Source organism: Dietzia sp. DQ12-76 (assembly GCF_014145045.1).
GTDB lineage: Bacteria > Actinomycetota > Actinomycetes > Mycobacteriales > Mycobacteriaceae > Dietzia.
This window is the reverse complement of record NZ_JAALDV010000141.1, coordinates 1-3119: the sequence shown is the minus strand read 5'-3', so window position 1 is coordinate 3119 and position 3119 is coordinate 1. Positions and strand designations below refer to the sequence as shown.

Sequence of the window (3119 nt, the reverse complement as noted above, 5' to 3'; positions counted from 1 at the left end):
CCGGCTACCCGCGCCGCTGGCCGAGGACATCCCGCGCATGGCGGCCGAGAAGATCGATGCCGCCCGCAGCGGGGGCGACCTCGTGGTGCAGGCCTGCGCCGAGGACCCGCTCGTGGCGCTGCACGCGATCCACAACCTCACCCGGATCGCGTTCGGCTGGGCCACCGTCCGGTGGACCCAGCTCGGATACGGGCGGACCTCGTCCACCGGGGCGGGCCAGGCAACGCCGCGGAACCTCTTCGGCTTCAAGGACGGGACCGCGTCGCTGCGCGGGGACCAGGACGCACTGCTGCGCGATTTCGTCTGGGTGGGGCAGGACGACGACGCCGCGGACTGGATGGCCGGCGGGACCTACCTCTGCGCCCGCAAGATCCGCATGACCATGGAGGTGTGGGACGAACTCCCCCTGCGCGACCAGGAGAACGCAGTGGGCAGGGACAAGATCTCCGGGGCGCCGTTGTCCGGAGGGGACGAGTCCAGCGCCCCCGACTTCACCGCGCGCTCGGCGGGCGGCTCACCCGCCATCCCCGAGGCCAGCCACGTGGCGCTGATGCACCCCACCCGGAACGCGGGAGTGCACATGCTCCGGCGCGGTTACAACTACACCGACGGCTCCGACGAGTTGGGTCGCCTCGACGCCGGGCTGTTCTTCATCGCCTTCGTCCGCGACCCGCGTCGACACTTCACCCCGCTCCTCGCGCGCATGCAGTTCGACCTGCTCACCGAGTACCTGCAGCATCTGACGAGCTCCGTGTTCGCGATCCCCCCGGGGCTGAGGGACGGGCAGACCTATATCGGGCAGCAACTGTTCGAGCCGACCGCCGGGTAGGTCATACCCTCAGCCCCGGGGCACAGGCGACCGCGCGGTCAGGCCAGCGCCGCCTCGACGGCCTCGACGAGTGTCGTGGTGGGCCGGCCGAGGAGGGTGCTGAGGGTGCGGGAATCGTCGAAGAGCTCGCCGGCCGAGACGCCCCGATCGGTATCGGCGAGAATCTCCGCGAACGGGGCGGGCACGCCGGCGGAGACCAGAAGGGCCGTGTACTCGTCCCGGGGCAGATCGGTGTAGGTCACATCCCGCCCGGCCCGCTCGGACAGGGCCGCGGCGTAGTCGGCCATCGTGAAGGCGGAGTCGCCCGCGAGCTCGTAGACCGTGCCCGCGCTGTCGTCGGCGAGCAGGGCGACCGCGGCGGCCTCAGCGTAGTCGGCCCGGGCCGCGGCGCTGATCCGTCCCGATCCGGCGGCGCCGAACACGCCCTGTTCCACCTGGGTGCGGGCCTGGTCGGTGTAGTTCTCGAGGTACCAGCCGTTGCGCAGCAGGACGTGGGGCACTCCCGCGTCCGCGAGGATGCGCTCGGTCTGCAGGTGCTCTGTCGCGAGACTCAGCGAGCTGGAGTCGGCACGGAGGATGCTGGTGTACGCCAGCAACTCGACGTCGTGCCGGGCCGCGGCCTCGATCACGGTGCGATGCTGGGCGGTCCGCTGGCCGACCATGCTGGACGACACCAGGAGCACCCGGTCGACACCCTCCAGTGCGGCGTCCACCGAGGTCGGGTCGTCGTAGTCGAGGCGGCGGGTCACCACGCCACGGGCTGCGACGGCACTCAGCCGGTCGGTGTCGCGGGCGGTGGCGACGACGTCGCCGGGTGTCACGCCCCGGTCGAGCAGCGCGTCGACGACGAGGGCTCCGAGCTTCCCGGCGGCGCCGGTCACGAGGTAGGTCATGGGTCTTCTCCTGGGGTTCTGGGCACGGGGCTTCGGTCCGTGACCCGGTGGGCGTCAACGAGCTGACACCCACTGACAACCGACCCCGACGCCATACTGTTTCCGAAGTCGGGTACCCACTTTCAAGTAAGGTACTGGCATGAAAGTGAGTCAGGGGCCGGTCAGACTGGCGTCGGCCTTCGGCGAGGGCGTCTACACCGAGAACTGCCCGACCCGGGCAGCACTGAGCCGGGTGACCAGCAGATGGGCGCCACTGCTGCTGGCGGCATTGTCCGACGACGAGCCACTGCGGTGGAACGAACTGCGCCACCGCGCCTCCGGGATCACGGACAAGATGCTGTCCCAGACCCTCCGCGCCCTCGAGGCCGACGGTTATGTCCACCGGGAGGCGAGGCCGGTCGTACCGCCGCACGTCGAGTACTCGTTGACGCCCGACGGCGTCGCGCTCACCGCGCGTCTTCTGGATCTGATGACCTTCGTGTCGACCAGGGAACTCGGCACCGCCGACGAACCCTGACGACCGCTGACGACCGCTGGCGGCACTGTCCGACGGCGAGCCGCCGGGGCGGCGGCGATCGGCGCATCGACGATCGGGGAGAGGCGTCTGCGATCGATCCGTGACAGGCCTCACCCCGCCAGTCTGATGATCTCCTCGACGACCCGCGCGCGTACCGCCGGGTCGAGCTTCTGCGTTTCCAGCGATTCGTACAGCCACAGCCCGTCCGCGGCGAGCCGGGCGATGAAGGTCATCACGTCGTCGTCCACGGCCGCGGGGGCGTCCGGGACCCACCGGCTGTAGACGCGCTCCCAGATCGCGTTGGTGGCGGGATTCTCCACCGCCTCCAACATCAGTAAGAGTTCCGCGCGGTCGGGGAACTGCGAGGCGCGGACGAAGGCGGCGAACCGGGCGTCGTCGTCGACCTCTGCGGCCGGCCCTCCCGCCTCGGACTCCATGCACTGTTCCCACCGCCCGGCCACGTGGGCGTGCAGTCCCCGGAGGAGGTCGTCGCGCGAGGGGAAGTGATAGAGCAGGCCCCCCTTGGTGAGGCCGGATTCCGCCGCGAGGGACTCGAAAGTCAGGGCGGTGACGCCGTCGCGCTGGATGAGGCGCTTGGCCGCCTCGAGGATGGTGTCGCGTTTGGACTGTCGCATGGGACCTGCTCCCGGATCGTGGTGTGTGGGTGGTCGGGGGCTGTAGTGGGCCTGTTCAGTGATTGTTCGGGTAGAGCTGCGAGGGCGTGCCCGGGGTGTAGTTCCGCAGCAGCACCGCCGACGCCACGGCGCCGATCACCATCACGGCCGCCACCGCCGTCAGCACGGACAGGAACGCCGCGTCGAACGACTCGCCGGCCGCCGCCACGACCTGCGCGTCCCGGGATGCCAACGCCGCGGCGGGA

The 3119-nt window shown here is 70.6% G+C and carries 4 protein-coding genes and 1 pseudogene; 2 read left to right on the top strand and 3 right to left on the bottom strand.

Going from position 1 to position 3119, the window contains the following annotated elements:
- The coding region (locus G6019_RS06020) for a Dyp-type peroxidase (protein ID WP_182613589.1) at positions 1-829 on the top strand (829 nt) is incomplete at its 5' end.
- A gap of 38 nt (positions 830-867) precedes the next feature.
- On the opposite strand, the gene G6019_RS06015 is transcribed toward G6019_RS06020, so the two are convergent.
- Positions 868-1722, bottom strand: a complete 855-nt coding sequence (locus G6019_RS06015) for an NAD(P)H-binding protein (protein WP_182613590.1) — start codon at positions 1720-1722, stop codon at positions 868-870.
- 139 nt (positions 1723-1861) lie between these two features.
- On the opposite strand from G6019_RS06015, the gene G6019_RS06010 reads away from it, so the two are divergent.
- On the top strand, positions 1862-2239 hold the full coding sequence (locus tag G6019_RS06010; RefSeq protein WP_182613591.1) for a winged helix-turn-helix transcriptional regulator: 378 nt from the start codon (positions 1862-1864) through the stop codon (positions 2237-2239).
- A 110-nt stretch (positions 2240-2349) separates the two neighbouring features.
- Here the strand turns inward: G6019_RS06010 and G6019_RS06005 are convergent, their stop codons facing one another.
- Both G6019_RS06005 and G6019_RS06000 read right to left on the bottom strand, forming a co-directional pair.
- A complete protein-coding gene (locus tag G6019_RS06005) occupies positions 2350-2874 on the bottom strand; it encodes a TetR/AcrR family transcriptional regulator (protein WP_182613592.1) in 525 nt (174 codons plus the stop codon).
- Between the two features lie 55 nt (positions 2875-2929).
- Positions 2930-3119: pseudogene (locus G6019_RS06000) on the bottom strand (MFS transporter); the annotation flags it as partial.